This is a genomic window from Streptomyces luteogriseus (assembly GCF_014205055.1).
GTDB classification, from domain to species: Bacteria; Actinomycetota; Actinomycetes; order Streptomycetales; family Streptomycetaceae; genus Streptomyces; species Streptomyces luteogriseus.
Genome location: NZ_JACHMS010000001.1, coordinates 3,917,650 through 3,937,804 on the forward strand (window position 1 = coordinate 3,917,650; position 20,155 = coordinate 3,937,804).

21 protein-coding genes are annotated in these 20,155 nt (G+C 72.3%); 7 read left to right on the forward strand and 14 right to left on the reverse strand.

The features are described from left to right. Nucleotides 1-276: 276 nt before the first annotated feature. The 6 genes from BJ965_RS17045 to BJ965_RS17070 form a co-directional block, all read right to left on the reverse strand. Nucleotides 277-1,038: an ABC transporter permease gene (locus BJ965_RS17045; protein WP_184909457.1), complete on the reverse strand. Its 762-nt coding sequence runs from the start codon at nt 1,036-1,038 to the stop codon at nt 277-279. After that, on the reverse strand, nt 1,035-1,985 hold the full coding sequence (locus BJ965_RS17050) for an ATP-binding cassette domain-containing protein (protein ID WP_184909458.1): 951 nt from the start codon (nt 1,983-1,985) through the stop codon (nt 1,035-1,037). The genes BJ965_RS17045 and BJ965_RS17050 overlap by 4 nt, the downstream gene beginning before the upstream one ends. 73 nt (nt 1,986-2,058) lie before the next feature. Further along, nucleotides 2,059-2,700: a PadR family transcriptional regulator gene (locus BJ965_RS17055; RefSeq protein WP_184909459.1), complete on the reverse strand. Its 642-nt coding sequence runs from the start codon at nt 2,698-2,700 to the stop codon at nt 2,059-2,061. Between the two features lie 10 nt (nt 2,701-2,710). After that, a complete protein-coding gene (locus BJ965_RS17060) occupies nt 2,711-3,262 on the reverse strand; it encodes a DinB family protein (RefSeq protein WP_184909460.1) in 552 nt (183 codons plus the stop codon). Nucleotides 3,263-3,385: 123 nt separating this feature from the next. Next, nucleotides 3,386-4,849, reverse strand: a complete 1,464-nt coding sequence (locus BJ965_RS17065; RefSeq protein ID WP_184909461.1) for an aldehyde dehydrogenase family protein — start codon at nt 4,847-4,849, stop codon at nt 3,386-3,388. Nucleotides 4,850-5,032: 183 nt separating this feature from the next. Next, the gene (locus BJ965_RS17070; protein ID WP_051715698.1) at nt 5,033-5,857 is read right to left on the reverse strand and encodes a helix-turn-helix domain-containing protein; all 825 of its coding nucleotides are present in this window, start codon (nt 5,855-5,857) and stop codon (nt 5,033-5,035) included. A gap of 364 nt (nt 5,858-6,221) precedes the next feature. Here BJ965_RS17070 and BJ965_RS17075 point away from each other — a divergent pair, with 364 nt between their 5' ends. Then, the gene (locus BJ965_RS17075; protein ID WP_246545918.1) at nt 6,222-6,716 is read left to right on the forward strand and encodes an ATP-binding protein; all 495 of its coding nucleotides are present in this window, start codon (nt 6,222-6,224) and stop codon (nt 6,714-6,716) included. Nucleotides 6,717-6,808: 92 nt separating this feature from the next. Here the strand turns inward: BJ965_RS17075 and BJ965_RS17080 are convergent, their stop codons facing one another. The 5 genes from BJ965_RS17080 to rpmG form a co-directional block, all read right to left on the reverse strand. After that, nucleotides 6,809-7,027 carry a DUF397 domain-containing protein gene (locus BJ965_RS17080; RefSeq protein ID WP_045296613.1) on the reverse strand — a complete coding sequence of 73 codons (219 nt, stop codon included), beginning with the start codon at nt 7,025-7,027 and terminating at the stop codon, nt 6,809-6,811. A 718-nt stretch (nt 7,028-7,745) separates the two neighbouring features. Continuing rightward, entirely contained in the window at nt 7,746-7,979 is a 234-nt protein-coding gene (gene rpsR / locus BJ965_RS17085) for a 30S ribosomal protein S18 (protein WP_184909463.1), read from the reverse strand. Nucleotides 7,980-7,983: 4 nt separating this feature from the next. Beyond that, nucleotides 7,984-9,186, reverse strand: a complete 1,203-nt coding sequence (locus tag BJ965_RS17090; RefSeq protein ID WP_184909464.1) for a CobW family GTP-binding protein — start codon at nt 9,184-9,186, stop codon at nt 7,984-7,986. 4 nt (nt 9,187-9,190) lie between these two features. Continuing rightward, on the reverse strand, nt 9,191-9,448 hold the full coding sequence (locus tag BJ965_RS17095; protein WP_030845997.1) for a type B 50S ribosomal protein L31: 258 nt from the start codon (nt 9,446-9,448) through the stop codon (nt 9,191-9,193). A 2-nt stretch (nt 9,449-9,450) separates the two neighbouring features. Continuing rightward, complete coding sequence (rpmG, locus tag BJ965_RS17100; protein WP_030846000.1) at nt 9,451-9,615, reverse strand: 50S ribosomal protein L33; 165 nt, start codon at nt 9,613-9,615, stop codon at nt 9,451-9,453. Between the two features lie 65 nt (nt 9,616-9,680). Between rpmG and rpmB the strand changes: the two genes are divergently transcribed. From rpmB to BJ965_RS17120, 4 genes are all read left to right on the forward strand, one after another. Further along, complete coding sequence (gene rpmB, locus BJ965_RS17105) at nt 9,681-9,917, forward strand: 50S ribosomal protein L28 (protein ID WP_030846002.1); 237 nt, start codon at nt 9,681-9,683, stop codon at nt 9,915-9,917. Next, entirely contained in the window at nt 9,917-10,222 is a 306-nt protein-coding gene (gene rpsN / locus BJ965_RS17110; protein ID WP_184909465.1) for a 30S ribosomal protein S14, read from the forward strand. The genes rpmB and rpsN overlap by 1 nt, the downstream gene beginning before the upstream one ends. A 122-nt stretch (nt 10,223-10,344) precedes the next feature. After that, the gene (locus BJ965_RS17115) at nt 10,345-10,851 is read left to right on the forward strand and encodes a hypothetical protein (RefSeq protein ID WP_184909466.1); all 507 of its coding nucleotides are present in this window, start codon (nt 10,345-10,347) and stop codon (nt 10,849-10,851) included. Between the two features lie 583 nt (nt 10,852-11,434). Next, nucleotides 11,435-11,962 carry a DUF4232 domain-containing protein gene (locus tag BJ965_RS17120; RefSeq protein WP_184909467.1) on the forward strand — a complete coding sequence of 176 codons (528 nt, stop codon included), beginning with the start codon at nt 11,435-11,437 and terminating at the stop codon, nt 11,960-11,962. Nucleotides 11,963-12,041: 79 nt separating this feature from the next. On the opposite strand, the gene BJ965_RS17125 is transcribed toward BJ965_RS17120, so the two are convergent. Next, nucleotides 12,042-13,163, reverse strand: coding sequence for a DUF2786 domain-containing protein (locus BJ965_RS17125; RefSeq protein ID WP_184909468.1), 1,122 nt, complete (start codon nt 13,161-13,163; stop codon nt 12,042-12,044). 77 nt (nt 13,164-13,240) lie between these two features. Here BJ965_RS17125 and BJ965_RS17130 point away from each other — a divergent pair, with 77 nt between their 5' ends. Both BJ965_RS17130 and BJ965_RS17135 read left to right on the forward strand, forming a co-directional pair. Next, on the forward strand, nt 13,241-13,978 hold the full coding sequence (locus BJ965_RS17130; protein WP_184909469.1) for a Clp protease N-terminal domain-containing protein: 738 nt from the start codon (nt 13,241-13,243) through the stop codon (nt 13,976-13,978). A gap of 69 nt (nt 13,979-14,047) precedes the next feature. Then, nucleotides 14,048-15,787 carry a bifunctional 3'-5' exonuclease/DNA polymerase gene (locus BJ965_RS17135; RefSeq protein WP_184909470.1) on the forward strand — a complete coding sequence of 580 codons (1,740 nt, stop codon included), beginning with the start codon at nt 14,048-14,050 and terminating at the stop codon, nt 15,785-15,787. Here BJ965_RS17135 and BJ965_RS17140 read toward each other — a convergent pair whose 3' ends face one another. Both BJ965_RS17140 and BJ965_RS17145 read right to left on the reverse strand, forming a co-directional pair. Further along, nucleotides 15,788-18,853, reverse strand: coding sequence for an AfsR/SARP family transcriptional regulator (locus tag BJ965_RS17140; protein ID WP_184909471.1), 3,066 nt, complete (start codon nt 18,851-18,853; stop codon nt 15,788-15,790). Between the two features lie 379 nt (nt 18,854-19,232). Beyond that, nucleotides 19,233-20,126: a glycosyltransferase family 2 protein gene (locus BJ965_RS17145; RefSeq protein ID WP_184909472.1), complete on the reverse strand. Its 894-nt coding sequence runs from the start codon at nt 20,124-20,126 to the stop codon at nt 19,233-19,235. Nucleotides 20,127-20,155 lie beyond the last annotated feature (29 nt).

Genomic DNA, 20,155 nt, shown 5'->3' on the forward strand with positions numbered 1-20,155 from the left:
AACACCCCTTACCCGCTGGCCTGGGCCACGGCCGCAGCCACGCGACCTCGTGCCCGAGCCAGCGGTCAGCCGCGGGCCCCACCAGCCGGAGCCGACGGCCCGGCCGCGGGTACCTCGCCTACCGGGATTGACGGGTCAGCCGCTCGGACCTCTACGGTCCGGGCCGGCGGCTCAACCACCCGCACACCGCCCCGCCCGAACCAACGGCCCAGCCGCCCGTCCCCCCGCCAGAGCCAGCGGCCAGCAGCTCAACCGCCCCTCCCCCACCCGTCCGGGCTAGCGGCTCAGGCGCCCGAACCGCCGTACCGCCAGGGGGAAGAACACCGCCAGGAGGGCCAGCGGCCACACCACTGCCGACCAGATGTGCCCGGACTCCGTGCCTGGTACGCCGAGCAGGTGCCGTACAGCCGTGGCCGTGTGGGACATCGGGTTCCACTCGACGACCGTGCCCAGCCAGCCGGGCATCGAGCCGGGGGCGGCGAGGGCGTTGGACAGGAAGCCGACCGGCCAGACCAGGATCTGCACGGCCTGGACCATCTCCGGCTTCCCCGCCACCAGGGCCAGATGGATGCCGATCCACAGCATGGCGAACCGGAACAGGAGCAGCAGTCCCACCGCCCCGAGGAGGGCCGCCGGGCCGCCGCCGGGACGCCAGCCGAGCGCGGCGCCGACTCCGATGAGGACGACCAGGGCGAGCGCCGACTGGAGCATGTCGGCGGCCGAACGGCCCACCAACACCGCCCCGTTGGCCATGGGCATCGAGCGGAAGCGGTCGATCACACCCTTGTTGAGGTCCTGCGTGACGGCGAGCATCGTGCCCTCCAGGCCGAAGGCCATGGTGAGCGCGAGCATGCCGGGGATCAGGTAGTCGCGGTACTCGCCGCTCACCCCCCGGCCGCCGCCGACCAGGTACCCGAACATCAGCAGCAGCATCACCGGGAAGACCAGGTTGACGACGAGCTGGACGGGCTGCCGCCCCCAGCGGGCGAGTTCCCGGCGGGTCATGGTCCAGGAGTCGGTCAGGGCGTAGGCGCTCACGCGGCCTCCTTCACTCGGCGGTCGTCTGAGGTGAGGTGCAGGAACACCTCGTCCAGCGTCGGGCGGCGCAGCGCGACGTCCTCCGCCTCGATCCCGGCCTCCTGAAGGGCCCGTACGACCCCGGAGAGCGCCTCCATGCGGTCGGTCACCGGCGCGCTCAGCAGCCGCCGGTCGGCGTCGACGCTGACCCCGGTGAGGGGCAACAGGGCGACGGCGGCCCCCAGTTGGCCGGCGTGCCGCAGGGTCACGTCGATACGGTCGCCGCCGGTCTCGGCCTTCAGTTCGTCCGCCGTGCCCTCGGCGATGACCCGGCCGGCGTCGACGACCGAGATGCGGTCGGCGAGCTGGTCGGCCTCCTCCAGATACTGCGTGGTCAGCAGGACCGTCGTACCGCCGCCGACCAGGGAGCGGACGGACGCCCACACCTCGGCGCGGCCGCGCGGGTCGAGGCCGGTGGTCGGCTCGTCCAGGAACAGCACCTCCGGCTCCGTGATCAGGGAGGCGGCCAGGTCAAGGCGGCGCCGCATGCCGCCGCTGTACTGCCGGACCGCCTTGCGGCCGGTGTCGGTCAGGTCGAAGCGCTCCAGGAGTTCCCCCGCACGCGCGCGTGCCCGCCGCACCCCCAGGTGGTGCAGCCGGCCGAACAGCTCCAGGTTCTGCCGGCCGCCGAGCTCCTCGTCGAGCGCGGCGTGCTGGCCGAGCAGGCCGATGCGCAGCCGCACGGCATACGCCTCGCGCACCACGTCGTGCCCTGCCACCTCGGCCCGGCCCGCGTCGGGCCGCAGCAGCGTGGACAGGACCCTCACCAGGGTGGTCTTGCCGGCGCCGTTCGGGCCGAGCACTGCGTGCACCGTGCCGCGCGCGACCGTGAGGTCGAGCCCGTTCAGCGCCTTCTTGTCGCCGTACGTCTTCTCCGCGCCTTCGACGGTGATCGCCGGATCGGCCACTGAGTCTCCCTCGCTAGTCAAACTTGACTACAAGCCCAAACGTAAACCCGGCCGAGCCATTCGTCAAACTTGATTAGTGGGCGTCCCCGGGATGCCGCTCCCCCGTCGCGTACGGGTTCTCCTCGCCGTCGGCCAGGACGCCGACGAACGGGTCGCCCTCGTCGGCGAAGGTGTAGGCGCCGCCCTCGATGCGTTCGATGAGACCACGGGTCCACTCGGCCTCGGAGTCGGCCGTGTGGACCCACATGTTCATGATCTCGCCGATGTGCCCGAGCTGCGCGGGCCCCTCCTCGGGCACGTAGTGCTCCAGGACGGCGGCCCGCCACTGCTCGATCCGCAGGGTCCGCTCCTTCAGCAGCGCGACCGCCTCGGCACGCGGCAGGTCGACGACGAAGCCGACGGCGGCCGTCTTCATGTCCCCGCGCTGGTCGTAGGTGACCAGCGCCTCCCGCAGCAGCCGGAAGTACTCCTCGGTCCCCCGCCCGGTGATCTCGTACTCCGTGCGCGGCGGGCCCCCGGCCGTCGACGGGGCGATCTCGTGCGCGTGCAGCAGCCCCTGCTTCGCCATCTGCTTCAGCGCGTGGTAGATCGAGCCGGGCTTGGCGGTGGACCACTCGTGCGCGCCCCAGTACTCCAGGTCGTTGCGCACCTGGTAGCCGTGGGCGCGGCCGTGCATACGGACCGCGCCGAGCACGAGGAGACGGATGGTTGACATGCGGTCCAGGTTATGGCCCGGCCGTCACCTGCTGTTCCTCGGCCACCAGCTCGAAGGCCGTCCTGCCGTCCAGGGACTCGCGGACGATGTCGGCGTGACCGGCGTGCCGGGCCGTCTCGCGGATGAGATGGAGGCAGAGCCACCGGTGCGAGACCCGGCCCTCCGGCGGGAACCAGGGCTGGGCCGGCAGCGCGAAGGTGTCGTCGAGGCTCGGCACCGAGCGGATGTATGCCTCCGTCTCGGCGGCGACCTTCTCCCAGTACGCCAGCTGCGACTCGACCGTCTCGCCCTCGACCAGCCGGAAGCACTCGTGCCAGTTGCTCTGGTCCCGCACGACGGCCGGCGGCTCGCCCTTGGCCAGGGAGACCCAGAACTGCTCGACCTCGGCGACGTGCTTGACCAGCCCCGCGAGGGACAGCTCACTGGCGCTCGGGCGGGAGCTCGCCTGCTCCTCCGTCAGCCCGAGCACCGCCCGCCGGACCCCGCCGCGCTGCTCGGCGATGAAGGACAGGAGCGCCCCGCGCTCGTCGCCGTGTGCCTCCGCCGGAACGTGGGTGACCATGAACGCCGCCTTTCGCCTGGTCAGCGGGCCTCTCCCCCTGACACCGACAAAGCTACGGGCCCTTGCGGTCAGGTTCTGTCCGCAAGGGCCCGGGCGCCGGTAGGTTCTGGAAGCCGAGAGGTTCTAGAACGGGAACCCGCTGCGGCCGTGCTGCACCGAGATCCACTTGGTCGTGGTGAACGAGTCCAGCATCGTGTCGCCGTTGAGCCGGCCGATGCCCGAGTGCTTCTCACCGCCGAAGGGGACGATCGGCTCGTCGTGGACGGTGCCGTCGTTCACGTGGAACATGCCCGTGTCGATCTGCTTGGCGAACGCCACACCCCGCTCGATGTTCCCGGTGTGGACGGCACCGCTCAGGCCGTACGGGGTGTCGTTGACGAGGCGTACGGCCTCCTCCTCGCCGTCGAACGGGACCAGGAAAGCGACCGGCCCGAACACCTCCTGCCGGAGAAGCGCCGAGTCGGCGGGGACGTCGGTCAGCACGGACGGCTCGACGAGGTTGTCGGTCCGCCCGCCGCGCACCAGCGCCGTGGCGCCCTCGGCGAGGGCCTGCTCGACCACGCCGGAGACGGCGTCCGCCTGCGAGGAGTTGATGACCGGGCCGATGACGGTCTCCGGGTCGCGCGGGTCGCCCGTCTTCAGGGTCCTGACCTTGGCGACGAACTTCTCGGTGAATTCGTCCGCGACCGCCCGGTCCACGAGGACGCGGTTGGCGGCCATGCAGACCTGGCCCTGGTGGACGTACCGGCTGAAGACCGCCGCGTCGACGGCGTAGTCGAGGTCGGCGTCGTCGAGGACCACCAGCGCGCTGTTGCCGCCCAGTTCGAGGACGGAGCGCTTGAACAGCCGGGCGCAGACGGTCGCCACGTGCCGGCCGACCGCGTCGGAGCCGGTGAAGGATATGACCTTGGGGACCGGGTGCTCGATGAAGGCGTCGCCGATCTCCGCGATGTCCGTGATGACGACGTTCAGCAGCCCGCCGGGCAGCCCCGCGTCCTCGAAGAGCTTCGCGACCAGGGAGCCGCCCACGATCGGGGTGTTCTGGTGCGGCTTGAGCACCACGGCGTTGCCGAGCGCGAGCGCCGGGGCGACGGACTTGATCGACAGCAGGAACGGGAAGTTGAAGGGGCTGATCACGCCCACGACGCCGACCGGCACGCGGTAGACGCGGTTCTCCTTGCCGTCCACCGGCGAGGGGATGATCCGGCCCTCGGGGGCCAGTGCCAGGTGGACCGCCTCGCGCAGGAACTCCTTGGCGAGGTGCAGCTCGAAGGCGGCCTTCAGGCGCGTGCCGCCGAGCTCGGCGATGATGGCGTCGGAGATCTCGGCCTCGCGCTCCTCGATCAGACGCAGCGCCTTCTCGAAGACCGCCCGGCGGGCGTAGGGGTTGGTCGCGGCCCACTGCTTCTGGGCGCGGGCCGCCGCCCGGTACGCCTGATCGACCTCGTCGGCCGTGGCTATGGTGATCGACGCGAGCTTCTCGTCGTCGTACGGGTTGAAGTCGATGATGTCCCAGGAACCGGTGCCCGGGCGCCACTCACCGTCGATGTACTGCTGTGCAAGGTCGGTGAAGCAGGACGACGACAATGTGATCCCTCGATCCCTAGCAGACCCCTGATCGCGCCTTCACGATCTGATCACACGTCATCGTACTTGTGTTTCAGGCGAGTTGAAGGGGTCCTTGAGGAGAGTGGCCCGGCTCCATCAGGAGAGCGGGACGCCACCTCCAGAAGAGCGGGACGACTCCGTCAGGAGAGCGGGACGACTCCGTCAGGAGAGCTGGAGGAGCCCCCGCAGAAGGTCCCGGCTCTCCGAGGGGCCCGGGCTGTCGCTCTGGAGCTCCTTGAGCGCCTTCTCGTACTGGGCGACGTCCTCGGCCTTGTCCAGGTACAGCGCGCTGGTGAGCTGCTCCAGGTACACGACGTCCGACAAGTCGGACTCCGGGAAGCTGAGGATCGTGAACGCGCCACTTTCGCCGGAGTGGCCGCCGAGGCTGAACGGCACCACCTGGAGACGCACGTTGGGCCGCTCGGAGATCTCGATGAGGTGCTGGAGCTGGCCCCGCATCACCTCGCGGTCGCCGTACGGACGGCGCAGGGCGGCCTCGTCCAGGATGATGTGGAAGTCCGGCGCGCGCTCGTCGACCAGGTACTTCTGCCGCTCCAGACGCAGCGCCACGCGCCGTTCGACGTCGGCCTCGCTCGCGCCCTGCATGCCCCGCCGGACCACCGCGTGGGCATACGCCTCGGTCTGCAGCAGTCCGTGCACGAACTGCACCTCGTACGCCCGGATCAGCGAGGCGGCGCCCTCCAGGCCGACGTAGGTCGGGAACCAGCTGGGCAGCACGTCCGAGTAACTGTGCCACCACCCGGCGACGTTGGCCTCCTTCGCCAGCGACAGCAGGGAGGCGCGCTCCTGTTCGTCCGTGATGCCGTACAGGGTGAGCAGGTCCTCGACGTCTCTGGTCTTGAAGCTCACCCGGCCCAACTCCATCCGGCTGATCTTCGACTCGGAGGCGCGGATCGAATAGCCCGCCGCCTCGCGCGTGATGCCCCGCGCCTCACGCAGTCGCCTGAGTTGTGATCCGAGCAGCATGCGCCGCACCACCGATCCCGGCTCTCCCGCGCTCACGTTCGCCAGCCTCCCCAACGTCTCCAGGGGCCGCAGTCTGCCACTAAAACACTTCGAGCAGTACTCGTCCGGTTACGGAAACGGAATCGAGACGGTCGCCGCTCGCGCGCGGAAGCAAGGAGAAGGCAAGTGAACGGCCAAAGAGGGACCCGAAGATGACGGAAAAATTGACCAACAAGCGGTACGGGACATCTCATTCCGGTCACGTGCACGTGCATCTGCCCTTGCATCTGCTGTACGCATCCGAAACCATGGTCCCGCACCACCGCCGCATCGCACCGACCGCGAATTCCCGGGAGTGCCTCGCATGGGGACGAATGGATCGACCATGCTCGAGCCGTTACGGCAGGGCCTTCCGCCGCTGGATCCCGCGGCCGTGTCCGACGCCGCCTCCTGCGCTCTGCCCGCCCGCCTCGAAGCGGTGCGCGAGGCACGCCGGTTCACCCGCAGGACCCTCGACCAGTGGGACATGGGCGAGCGGTTCGACGACGTGTGCCTGGTGGTCTCGGAACTCGTCACCAACGCCCTGCGGCACGGCATCCCGGCGAACGACGTCTGCGCCGGCGGCCGCGAGGCTCCCGTGCGGCTGCACCTGATGCGGTGGACCGAGCGTCTGGTGTGCGCGGTGCGCGACCCCAGTCACGACAGTCCGGTGGCCCGGGAGACCGACGACTTCTCGGCCGAGTCGGGCCGAGGGCTGTTCCTCGTCGACTCCTTCAGCGACAGCTGGGGCTGGCACCCGCTCGCGGGCGCGCTCGACGGCAAGGTGGTCTGGGCGCTGTTCCGGCTGCCCCGGACCGGTTCACGGACGGCCGACGCATAAGAAACCGCGGCGCTTCCTCGCGTCGCGGTTCTACGCGCGTCACCGTGCGTTGAGTATCGATTGCCCCGTTTCCTCCGGGGCCCGGCGGATCGTCAGCCGCCCACCAGGTGGTCGAACTCGCCGTCCTTCACACCCAGGAGCATCGCTTCGATCTCCGCACGGGTGTAGACCAGCGCGGGCCCGTCGGGGAAGCGCGAGTTGCGCACGGCCACGTCACCGCCCGGCAGCCGGGCGAACTCCACGCACGAGCCCTGCGAGTTGCTGTGCCGGCTCTTCTGCCAGGCCACACCGTGCAGCCCGGCGGCAGCCATACCGTTGTACACGTCGTGATCCACAGGTCGCTCCCCGGTGGTGCACTGGCTGGTGTGGCCATTGGTGCAGTGGTCAACTGACCCGGATCATAACCCTGTTCATGTGCAGATGCATGGGCAGATGCACGTGCACGCGGGGTGGTCCCGCGGTTACAGCTTTGACGACCGCTTTACCGAGCTCTTGACTGTTTGACGGCCCTTCCCCGCCTCTCGTTCCCGGCGGCCTGCGACGAAGTCGCCGGATTCGGGGAGGTCCGGTGGAGGCGGAGCATCCGCTCGACGGCGGGACGGAGTGGCCGCGGCAGGGCCGCGCCGGAGAAGCGTGAGCTGAGGCGCGGGGCCGCGGGAAAGGCGTTCGACCGGCCGACCGGCATCCGGAAGGCCGCTGCGGCCTGCGAGGACGGGGAGAAATAGGCCGGTCGCAGGAGGTGCGGGTCGTTCTCCCGGCCGGTGCGGTGCTCGGACCATCGCCGGACGCCCGCTCGACGTCCGGCCCCGGGCGACCCGCGCACCCCGCGCCCCGGATCACGCCGGATCGCGCCGGATCACTGCGGACGACGGCCGCCGTCCGGCAGGCCCGACCGGCGTCCGGCCCGGTCCTGGCGGCCCGCCGCGGCCCCTGCCGCCGGCCGGTCGGCGGTTGAGTCCGGCCCCGTCACCTCATGGGGAGGAGGCCCCACCCGTCAAGCGTGGGGAACCTCACCCGGTCCGGACCGGCTCAGCGGGCGGTGTACGGCAGCAGCGCCATCTCCCGTGCGTTCTTGATCGCCTTGGCCAGCTGCCGCTGCTGCTGGGACGACACCCGCGTGACCCGGCGGCTGCGGATCTTCCCGCGGTCCGAGATGAACTTCCGCAGCAGGTCGGTGTCCTTGTAGTCGATGTAGGTGATCCCGGCCTGGTCCAGGGGGTTGGGCCGGTCCTTGGCGGGCTTGCGGTCGGGCTTGCGCGGCATGGGGTCAGACCTCCAGGAGGGTGTCGAAGGCGTGCGGCAGCCGCTGCCAGGCGTCCCGCCCGGCGGCGTATTCGGCGTCGGTCAGCAGGCAGGACTCCAGCAGCCGTTCCAGGCCGTCCCGGTCGAGGCCGGGTGAGGTGAAGACGAGGTGCTGGCAGCGGTCGCCGTGCTCGGCGTCCCAGTCCAGCGCGGCGGCGGCCCGGCGTACCGGCGGGACCATCTCCCAGGCCGCGTCCGGCAGGGAGGCCAGCCACGGGCCCGTGCTCTCCACGCACAGGGCGCCGCCCGCCGCGTCCCAGTGGAACAGCGTGTCGGGCTTGTCGGCGAGCCAGAAGCGGCCCCGGCTGCGGGCGGCCGAGCAGGTCAGGTCCTCCAGTGCGGCGTACAGCCGCTCCGGGTGGAAGGGGCGGCGCCGGCTCCAGACCAGCGTGGAGACGCCGTGCGCGTCTGCCTCGGCGGGCAGCAGGGCGCAGGCCGGGTGCTGGGCGGCGGCGGCCGCCTCGACGTCGAAGCCGGCCAGGGCGGCCTGGGCCAGCGGGGAGAGCGGACGCAGGCGCGGGGTCGGCACCGTCAGACCGTCGTCGACCGGGTCCGCGGAGACTCCCTGACCGATCGGGACCTGGCGGGCCGTCGGGTGCAGCTGCGCGAGCAGCTCGCGGTCCTCGTCGTCGGCCTCCGGGGAGTCGGCGACCGCGAGGACGGGGGCGTACTCCAGCTGGCGCGCGAAGGTGTCGGCGACCGTGCGCTGGTCGGTGGCGGCCGCGGCGAGACCGCCGTCGGCCAGGTCGTCGCCGTTGCCGAGGCAGGGCAGGACCAGGGCCGGGTCGACGGCGGTGATCACACCGGTGACGGTGAGACCGCCGGCCGTGACGACCTCGGCCATGGCCTTGGGCTCGACCGAGTCCCACAGTTCGACGACGGCGAGCCGGGTGCCGCCGGCGTCCCGCAGCCGTTCCAGCTCGGGCACCAGGTCCTCGCGCAGGGCGCAGCAGGCGCAGTCGTTGACCAGCGGCGCCTCCCCCGCGTCGAGGATGCCGGAGGCGTCCCTGATGGTCCGTACGACCGTGCCCGCGGCGGCCGTCGCCAGGTCGTGGTGGAGGACGACACTGCCGGGGACGTCGGCCAGTAGCCGCGCGACGGCCGCCTTGCGGGCGTCGGCGTGCAGCCCGCCGACGATCACGACGGGGAGCCCAGGAGGGACAGCCACGGGATCAGCCCTTCTTTCCGTACCGGCGCTCGAAGCGCTCCACGCGGCCGGCGGTGTCCAGGACGCGGGCCGTGCCGGTGTAGAAGGGGTGGCTCACGTCGGAGATCTCGACGTCGACGACCGGGTAGGTGTTGCCGTCCTCCCACTCGACGGTCTTCTCGCCCGCCGTGGCGGAAAGGGTCGAGCGGGTGAGGAAGGCGTAGTTCGCGGCACGGTCGCGGAAGACGACGGGGCCGTAGTCCGGGTGGATTCCCTGGCGCATGGTCAGCGCTCCTCTCGGAAGTCGACGTGGCGGCCGGCGACCGGATCGAACTTGCGCAGGGTCATGCGGTCCGGGTCGTTGCGGCGGTTCTTGCGGGTCACGTAGGTGAAGCCGGTCCCGGCGGTGGACCGGAGCTTGATGACCGGACGGAGTTCGTTGCGTGCCATGCCGCTATGATACTGAAAATGAAATCCATTTCCACAACATGAGGCAGAGAGGTACGTCACCACCCATGTCCGCGCACTGCATGCTGACCGGCACCCGGCCGGGCTTCGGCAACCGCATCTCGCACTCCCACCGGCGCACGTCGCGCCGGTTCGACCCCAACATCCAGTCCAAGCGCTACTGGCTGCCGAGCGAGGGCCGGCACGTACGGCTCCGGCTCAGCACGAAGGGGATCAAGACCGTCGACACGATCGGGATCGAGGCGGCCGTCGCCCGGATCCGCGCCCGGGGAGTGAGGATCTGATGGCCAAGAAGAGCAAGATCGCGAAGAACGACAGGCGGCAGGAGGTCGTCGCGCGGTACGCCGCCAGGCGGGCCGAACTGAAGGAGATCATCCGGCGGCCGTCGTCGACGGAGGCCGAACGGCTCGCCGCACAGGCGGAGCTGCGCAGGCAGCCGCGCGACGCGAGCGCCACGCGCGTGCGCAACCGCGACGGCGTCGACGGCCGGCCGCGCGGCTACTTCCGGGCGTTCGGGCTGTCCCGGGTGAATCTGCGGGAGCAGGCGCACGCGGGGTACCTGCCCGGGGTGCGCAAGTCCTCCTGGTGAGAGGCGCGCCCCGGGGCTCTTGACCGGCCCTGGTAGCTTGCTGCGATCGTTCCGGCCAGGAGGCCGGCCGGTGCCGTCAGGCCGGTCGGCCGGCTACAGCTTGGGGGCTTGCAGTGACTTCGGTGATCTTCTCGCGCCGCTCCGGCGCCGTACGCGTCGCGGCGGCTGCCGCGGGTCTGGCGGGCGCGCTCGTGCTGAGCGCGTGCAGCAGCGACGGCGACTCGGGCGACGACTCGGCCGCCGCCCCCGCCCCGTCCGCTTCGGAATCCGCCGCCCAAGGCGGCGACTCCGGGTCCGGTTCCGGGGACCCGGCCGGTGGCGAACTGGCGGGCAGCTGGCTCGCCACGACCGACGGCAAGGCCGTGGCCCTGGTGATCACCGGCAAGCAGGCCGCGCTGTTCGGCACCGGCGGAAGCGTGTGCAGCGGCACCGCGGGCGAGGAGTCCGGGATGCGTATGATCCGCCTGAAGTGCACGGACGGCTCCAAGGACCGGGCGACCGGCATGGTCGACTCCGTGAACGGAAGCAGTCTGAAGGTCACCTGGAAGGGCGGCATCGGCGCCGAGACCTACCGGAAGACCGAGGGCGGCAAGCTCCCGACGGGCCTGCCGACGGCGAGCCCCGGCTGACACCCGACGGCGTACGGACGGGCCGCGGATCGCCTGAGGGCGCTGCGGCCCGTCCGGCGTTCGGGAGGGCGGAGCACCCGGGGGCCCGGGACCCGTCCAGTGTTCGGGGGGAACCCGGGGCCGAGGGACCCGTCCGGCGTTCGGGTCGGTGTTTGGGGAGGCACCGCGGATCCAGGGGCCGTCCGGCGTTCAGGGAAGCGCCGCGAGCCCAGGGACCCGTCCGGCGTTCGGGGAAGCGCCGGGACCAAGGAGCCTGTCCGGCGTTCGGGGAGTCACCTGGGGCCGAGGGACCCGTCGGCGTTCGAGGAGTTGCCGGGGGCCAGGAGCCTGTCCGGCGTTCGAGGAGTGACCAGGGTGCGGGGGACCCGTCCTGACTTCGGGGAGCCCCGCGAGCCCAAGGCCCCGTCCAGCCCCGAAGAGCCGCCGCGAGCCCAGGGACCCGTCGGCGTTCTGGGAGACACCGGGCCCGGGAGCCCGTCCGGCTTTCGGGGGAATCGCAGGGGGTGCGTACCCCTGCGGCAGGCACGTGCGTGATGATCCAGGGGCCCGATGCCGCTTTCGTTCGACACGTCCAGAGGACCTCATGCGCACCTACCCCCTCACCCTGGCCGCCGCCCTCGCCGCGACGGCCCTGCTGACCGGCTGCAGCGACGACAAGTCCGGTGGCGACGACGTCAAGAACGCGGACCGGCCGAGCGAGTCGGCCTGCGCGCTCGGTGACATGGGCGTGGAGGTCGGCGCCGGCGCCGCCCCGGCCGCGGGGGACACCGGCACCGTCACCGTCACGCTCACCAACAAGGGCGCGCAGTGCTCGCTGAAGGGCTTCCCCGGCGTGGACCTGCTGGCGGACGACAAGACGACGTCCGTCTCGCCGGACGAGGGCGCGAAGCCCCAGTCGCTGACTCTCGGGAAGGGCGGGACCACGTCCTTCACGATCACCTACGTCCGGGGCGAGGCGGGCTCCGCGGAGAGTCTCGACGTGCGCAAGGCGTCCTTCACCCTGCCCGGCGACACCAGGACGGCGCACGAACTGACGTGGTCGTACGGCGCGGTCGACTGGTCGGAGGACAAGAAGCCCTCGGTGAGCGGCTTCGAGACGTCGGGCGACTGACGGCACCGACGACACCGACGGGCCGGACGAGACCGACGGGCCGGACGAGACCGATGGCCCGGACGGCCTTGACGGCGGATCAGCGCAGCGGCGGCCGGTGCCGGACCTGGGCCCGGTCCGCCGCCTGCGCGCCTTCCGTCCAGCCCGCCGCGTCCCGCACCCCGCGCAGCCGGGTCGTGGTCGTCTCCGGGAACATCCGGTCCAGCCGCCCGGTGACGGCGACCTCGCGGGAGGCGAGGACCGGGAGCAGGTCGTCGGTCACCTGGGTCTCGGCAGCCGCCGTCAGGCGGGTGCCGATGCGGTGGGCGTAGGCCGCGAGGAACGACTGGCGGAACGTCTTGGTGCGCTTACGGCCGCCCGCTCGCTGCGCGGCCTCCGCCTTGGTCATCGCCGTCGTGGCCTGTACGAGGAGTGAGGTGTAGAGGAGTTCCACCGCCTCCAGGTCGGTGTCGAAACCGACGACGGTGGAGAAGCCGAGGGGTTCGTTCCACACCGCCCGGCAGTGGTTGGCGCCGGCGACGGCGTCCAGCAGCACCGCCTTGGCCTGCTCGTACGGCGGCTCGACCCCGATCCGGCAGGCCCCGGGTGTGTCCGGGGAGGGCGCCCGCGCCGCGAGCAGCGCCTCGTCGACGCTGTGCCGGGCCATCAGCTCCTGGGCCTTGGCACTGAGCGCCTCCGCCTCCTCGGGGAACCCGGTGGCCTCGGCCTTGGCGAGCAGGGCACGGATGCGGGTGAGCATGCGGGACTCGGTCCGCGCCTCCCCGGGCGAATCCTCCAGGGCCTCCAGAGAGGGCAGCCGCAGCAGCAGGCGGTACAGCTCCAGCACGGCGGTGGCGTACGAGAAACGATCGGGGCGGGGCGGGGCGTCGGCGGGGAGCTCTGCCAGCTGCGCGTTCCAGCGGCGGCCCCGGGGTCCGTCGTCGGGCGCCTGGGCGCGGATCAGCTCGGCGGCGAGGAGCACATGGACGTCGTCCAGCTCGCGCCGGACGATCCGTACGACGTCGGCCGGCTGCCAGCCGCGCCGCCAGGCCGCTGCCACGAACTCCCGGCCGCGCCGGCCGAGTTCGGCGTCCGCCGCCGGGTCGGAGGCGAGCAGGGACGCGCCGGTGTCGAGGGCCGTCTCGCCGGAGGCGTAGAGGGCCGCTTCGAACGCGCGGTCGACGGTGGTGGACGTACTCACGGGCCGATGGTGCCACGTCATGACGGAGGATTAGGCACCCGGCGAGAGAGTGTCAACTCAAGGTTGACACCCATGAGGGCGCAACCTACGGTTGACACATGACGCACCCCGACACCACGTCATCCATCCGTCTCGACGACCTCATCGCGGCCATCAAGAAGGTCCACCCGGAGCCGCTGGACCAGCTCCAGGACGCGGTGATCGCCGCGGACCACCTGGGCGACGTGGCCGACCATCTGATCGGCCACTTCGTCGACCAGGCCCGGCGCTCCGGCGCGTCCTGGACCGACATCGGCAAGAGCATGGGCGTCACCCGGCAGGCCGCGCAGAAGCGGTTCGTGCCGAAGGAGTCGAACGACCTCGACCCGAGCCAGGGCTTCAACCGGTACACGCCCCGCGCCCGCAACACGGTGATGGCCGCGCACAACGCGTCCAAGGCCGCCCGCAACGCCGAGGGCCTGCCCGAGCATCTCGTCATCGGTCTGCTGGCCGAGCCGGACGGCCTCGCCGCGAAGGCGATCATCAAGCAGGGCGTCACGCTCGACGCGGTCCGCGAGGCGGCGACGGCGGCTCTTCCGCCGGCCGTCGACGAGGTCCCGGAGCTCGTGCCGTACGGCCAGGGAGCCAAGAAGGTCCTGGAGCTCACCTTCCGCGAGGCCCTGCGCCTCGGCCACAACTACATCGGCACCGAGCACATCCTGCTCGCCCTGCTGGAGCACGAGAACGGCGAGGGCGTCCTCAGTGGCCTCGGCGTCGACAAGGAGCGGGCCGAGCAGTACATCGGGACGGTGCTGGAGAAGATCATGCAGGCGCAGAAGGAGTCGGACGAGGCCTGACGAGGCCTGACGAGGCCTTCCACCAAGGCGAACCGGGGCGTTGTCAGACCCCCCTGGCACACTCGCAGCATGGCCGACCGGTGGGCTCTCGCTCCGGCCGAGGACGGTGGCGTGGACGTCGCCCCCCTCGGTCCGGACGGGCTGCCCTCCGGCCCGGTGCGGCGGGAGGCGGATCCCGCCGAGGCCGTCCGGAGCCGTCCCGGCGTCACACGGTGGGTGTGGCGGTCCACCGCCGAGGTCTACCCGCGCCTGCTCGCCACGGGGGTGCGAGCCGAGCGGTGCTACGACATCGAAGCCGCCGAGACCCTCCTCCTCGGCCACGAGGGGCGGTACGGGGAACCACGCTCGGCCGCGGCCGCCCTGGCCCGGCTGCGCGGCGGCCCCGTACCGCCCGATCCGCCGCAGCGGTCCGCCGAACCGGGCTCCCAGTCCTCCCTGTTCGAGCCCCAGGGCGTCCACCTGCCCCTGCCGGACCTCCTCGCGGTCTACGCCGAGCAGCAGCGGCGGCACGAGAGCGCCGAGCACCCCGACCGCATGCGGCTGCTGACGGCCGCCGAGTCGGCGGGGATGCTGGTGGCCGCCGAGCTGAACCGCACCGGGCTGCCCTGGAGCGCTCAGGTGCACCGCGCACTGCTGCACGACCTGCTGGGCGAGCGGTACGCGGGCGGCGGAGAGCCGCGCCGCCTGGCCGAGCTCGCCGACGAGGTGTCCGCCGCGTTCGGCAGACGCGTGCGCCCCGATCTGCCCGCCGACGTGATCAAGGCCTTCTCCCAGGCCGGGATCAAGGTCTCCTCGACCCGCCGCTGGGAGCTCCAGTCGGTCGACCACCCCGCCGTGAAACCCCTGATCGAGTACAAGAAGCTCTACCGCATCTGGGTCGCCCACGGTTGGTCCTGGCTCCAGGACTGGGTCCGCGAGGGCCGCTTCCGCCCCGAGTTCCTCGCGGGCGGGACGGTGACCGGGCGCTGGGTCACCAACGGCGGAGGCGGGCTCCAGATCCCCAAGGTGATCCGGCGGGCCGTGGTCGCCGACCCCGGCTGGCGGCTCGTCGTCGCCGACGCCGACCAGATGGAGCCGCGCGTCCTCGCGGCGATCTCCCGCGACCCCGGGCTGATGGAGGTGGCGGGCCGGGAGACCGACCTGTACCAGTCCGTCTCCGACCGCGCCTTCTCCGGCGACCGCACCCAGGCCAAACTCGCCGTGCTCGGCGCCGTCTACGGCCAGACCTCCGGCGACGGCCTGAAGAACCTCGCCGCGCTTCGACGCCGTTTCCCCAGGGCGGTGGCGTACGTCGACGACGCGGCCCGGGCCGGCGAGGAGGGCCGGCTCGTGCGGACCTGGCTGGGCCGGACCTGCCCGCCGGCGGCCCGGGGGACGGACGACGCGAGCGAGGAGGCGGGCATCCCTACGGCTGCCGAGGGTTCCGGCTCCGGGGGCGGTCATGGCTCCGGCTCCGGCTCGGGGGAGGACGACCAGCCGGACGGCGGGCAGTGGGTGCCCGGGTACGCCTCCACCAACGCCCGCGCCCGAGGCCGTTTCGCCCGCAACTTCGTCGTCCAGGGCAGTGCCGCCGACTGGGCGTTGCTGCTGCTCGCCGCGCTGCGCAGGACCTGCGCGGAGCTGGCGGCCGAACTGGTCTTCTTCCAGCACGACGAGGTGATCGTGCACTGCCCCGAGGAGGAGACGGAGGCGGTCGTGGCGGCGATCCGCGAGGCGGCGGACCTGGCCGGCCGGCTGACCTTCGGTCAGACGCCGGTGCGGTTCCCGTTCACGACGGCGGTGGTGGAGTGCTACGCGGACGCCAAGTGATCAGACGGGGCACTCCAGGAGCTCACGCAGCTCCGTGACCACCGCCTGCTCGTCCGTGTCCTCCAGCGCCGCCAGCGCGGAGCTCCACTCCTCGCGCGCCTCGCCGATGTGCCCCCGCTCGCGCAGCAGCAGGCCGTGCTGGTGGCGGGCGAGACCGCCGGTGTAGTGGTCGGCGCGGGCTTCGGCCCGGCGGAGCAGTTCGGCGCACTCGCGGGCGGCCCGCCCGTCGTGTCCCAGCAGACGCAGGGCCCGGACCAGCCCGAGCCGGGTCTGGGACTCGCCGTGCCAGTCGCCGTGCCCGCCGAGGATGCGCAGGCTCTCCTCGAAGTGCGGCAGGGCGGCGGCCGGTTGGCCGAGCCGCAGATGCGCGTACCCGATGTTGCAGTGCGCGGAGTGCCGCACGATCACGGCGCCGATCGCGTCCCCGAGGGCGAGCGAACGCCGGTGCCGCTCGATGGCGGCCCGCGGGTCGGTGTGCTCGACGAGGTTGCCGAGGTGGCTGTGGGTGACGGCTTCGCCATACGGGTCGTCCAGCCGCCGTGCGTACTCCAGGCTCCGCTCCAGTGCCTCGCCCGCCTCGGTGTGCCGGCCCAGCCCGTCCAGCAGCAGTCCGCGGTTGTTGAGGCAGCGGCGGATCCAGGAAGGGTGGTCCAGCCGCCGCCAGATGGCGAGCGCGCGGTCGTTGAGGGCGAGGGCGTCGTTCTGCCTCCCGGTCAGCAAGTGCAGCCCGGCGAGGTCGACCAGCGCGTACGCCTCCGCCACCGCGTCACCGAGCCGCCGGGCCACCCGGAGGCCCGCCTGCCCGAGCACCTCCATCTCGGCGACGCGCCCCCGGCGATGGGCGTACGGGAAGATCAGCCGGACGAGCGTGGAGACCAGGCCCGCACGCTGCCCGGAGGGGTCGTCCGCGTACCGCACGGCCAGGGCGACGACGTTCTCCAGCTCCCTGTCCCCCCAGGCGAAGGCCTCGTCGGCATCGGCGAAGGGGGCGACGGTGCCGACGTGGGCCGCATGGCCACCCGGCTGAACCGGGGTGGGCCGGCGGCGGTCGTCCCGGTCGGGGCCGGGTTCCACGATCGCGGCGAGGAGGCGCTCGGCGACGGCGGCGTACCAGTGCAGCGCGGTGTCGGCGGTGGTGGCGGTGCCCCGCTCTCCGGCCCGTTCACGGGCGAAGTCGCGCACCAGGTCGTGCGGTGCGTAGCGGCCGTAGGTCGTCTCCTCCAGCAGGGCCACGTCCAGGAGGCGGTCCAGGGCGGCCTCGGTGCGGTGTTCGCTCGTGCCGGCGAGGCGGGCGAGCAGGGGGGCGCCGTATGTGGGCAGGTCGAGCGCGCCGATACGGACCAGGGTGCGGGCCGCGTCCCGGTCGGCCTCGCGCTCGGAGGCGGCGAGCGCGTCGTGCGCGACGGCCAGGGAGCGGCGGACGCTCAGGTCGTCGTACTCCAGGTGGTGCAACCGGACCTCAGCGGCCGTGAGTTGTCCGGCGAGGACGTCGGGGGTCAGGGCCCGTCGGGCGGCGAGCCGCGCGGCGACGACCCGTAGGGCCAGCGGGAGCCGGCCGGTGAGTTCGACGAGGAGCCGGGCGGCGTCCGTGCCGTCCAGGCCCTCGCGGCCCGAGGCCTTGCGCAGGAGTTCGGCGCCTTCCTCGTCCGACAGCGGGGCGAGCGGGAACCGGGCCGCGCCGTCGAGGGCGGCCAGCGGCGAACGGCTGGTGACGATCACCCCGCAGCCGGCACCGCCCGGCAGCAGCGGCCGTACCTGCGCGGCACTCGCGGCGTCGTCCAGCACCAGGAGCGTGCGGGTCGGCGCGAGCAGTGAACGCAGCAACGCGGCTGCGTCCTCCGGCCGTTCGGGGATCCGGCAGGGCTCGGTGCCGAGGTCACGCAGCAGGGTGGTGAGGGCCTGAGCAGGGGTGAGGGGGGTCATGCCCGGGGTGGCGCCATGCAGGTCGAGGTGGAGCTGACCATCGGGGAAACGTTCCGCCAGCTGATGGGCGACGTGCAACGCGAGCGCGCTCTTGCCGACACCGGCCATGCCGCTGATGACGGCGGTGGGGTGGGGATCGGGTGCGGTGAGCGTGCGGTGCAGGGCGTCCCGTACGGCGGTGCGGCCGATGAAGTGAGTCGGGTGCGGGGGCAGTTGGGCGGGTGAGGGATCCGGCCTGCCAGGTCCGCCCGAACCATTTGCGCCCCTCGAGTCTTTGTCGCCGCCCGAACCATTTGCGCCCCTCGAGTGTTTGTCGCCGCTCGAGCCGTCTGCGTCCTCAGGGCCCTTCGCGCCCCTCTCCCCCGCAGCTCCCCGCAGCACCTCCACGTGTGCCTCCCGGACTCCGGGCCCGGGTTCGATGCCGAGCCGGCCGACGAGACGGGTGCGCAGTTCCCGGTGGACGGCCAGGGCCTCGGCCTGGCGGCCGGTGCGGTGCAGGGCGAGCATCAGCTGCCGGTGGTACACCTCCCGCAGCGGATACTCGACGGTCAGCGCCGCCAGCTCCGGCACCAACTCGTGCAGCCGCGGGCCGCCCAGCGCCAACTCGGCGTCGTAGCGCCACTCCAGAAGCAGCAGCCGTGCCTCGCACAGCCGCTGCGCGAAGGCGTAACCGCCCACCTCGGGCGGCAGCCCGGCGAGCGGCGCGCCCCGCCACAGGGCGAGTGCGCCGGCGCACTCGCGCACGACCCGCCGCCAGTCCCGGCCGGTGTGCGCGGCACGCGCCTCGGCGACGTGGGCGTCGAAGACATGGACGTCCAGCTCGCCGTCGTCGATCCGCAGCACATACCCGGACGGCACGGTGCGCAGCCGTCCTGGATCGTCGAGCAGCCGCCGCAACCGGGTGATGTGGTTGTGCAGCGAGGCCTGGGCGGACACGGGCGGCGCCCCGCCCCACAGTGCGTCCTTGAGCGACTCGACGGAGACGACCCGCCCGGCGTCGAGCAGCAAAACGGCCAGCAGAGCACGGGACTTGGGGCTCGCGATGATCCGGGCCTCGCCCCGGACGCCCTCCCGGGCATCACCCCGGCCGCCCTCCCGGGCGTCGTGAAACAGCACCGGCGGCCCCAGCAACCCGAACCGCATGCCCCGTGCCCCCCGCCATGCCGATCTTCCACCCCCGGGCAGCGGATTTCCGCCACCTCGGCCTTCTCCTGTTCCACCGGGAACGGCCGTTGCTCTGGCCACCCTCGATCTTGGTTCAGTGACTTCCGGCCGATCGGGAGACGGCACAACGGCGAACCGTTGGCCATATGTTAGCGATCAGTTGGCAAAGCCTGATGTGATCACTACATCGGATCTGGCCCGACGGCGCGCGCGTCTGGACGCGCATACTCGGGGGAGTGTCGCCGCCGCGGCCGGATCCGGGTCCCGGTCGGCGGAGGTGATCGGCCGGGGCCCACTCCATCTCTCCGGCGGGCCGCTCCATCGCTCCTCCGGGTACATGCACGGCACCCGCACGGCGTCAGATGACGGGCGGCCGCCCCAGCCGGGTGAGCCGCCACACGGTCCGCCACCGCATGGGCCGCCGCTCCCCCGCCGGCTCCCGTACGCCTTCCACGAATCCGCCGAACCACGCCCGCAGTCCGGCGCCCGACCGGTTCCGGGCGAGGGTGAGCAGCACCCAGATGCCCAGGTGGACGGGGACGAGCGCGAGCGGCAGCCGGCGGCGGGCCAGCCAGACCCGGTTGCGGGCGTTCACCCGGAAGTAGATGGCGTGCCGGGCGGGCGAGGTCTTCGGATGCCGGAGCAGCAGCTCCGGCGCGTACAGGATCCGCCACCCGGCATCCACCGCGCGCCACGCGAGGTCGGTCTCCTCATGCGCGAAGAAGAACTCGGCGGGCCAGTCACCGGTCTCGTCGAGCATCGCCATCCGCAGCGCGTGCCCGCCCCCGAGGAAGCCGGTGACGTAACCGCCGCGGTGGGGGTCCGAGTTGCCGATCCGGGGCACGTGCCGCTGCTGTGTCTCACCGAGTTCGTCGGCGATGCGGAAGCCGACGATGCCGAGCCGGTCGTCGGCGGCGTACAGGTCCCGCACGCGGCGCAGCACATCGGCGTCCACGAGCAGACCGTCGTCGTCGAGATCCACCACGACGTCGATGTCGCCGAACTCCCGCAGCCGCGCCAGGGCCGCGTTGCGCCCGCCGGGGCAGCCGAGGTTCTCGTCGAGTTCGACGGCGGTGACCTCGCCGGGCAGCGACAGCCGCCGGGCGAAGTCGGGCAGCGGGCAGCCGTTGCCCACGATGACGATCCGCTCGGGTGGCACGTCCTGCTTGGCCACGGACTCCAGCAGGGCGTCGACCTCGTCGGGCCGGTTGCCCATCGTCACCACGGCGACGGCGATCCGAGGCGCCCCCATGTCCTCACCTCATCCGGTCGGCAACTGAC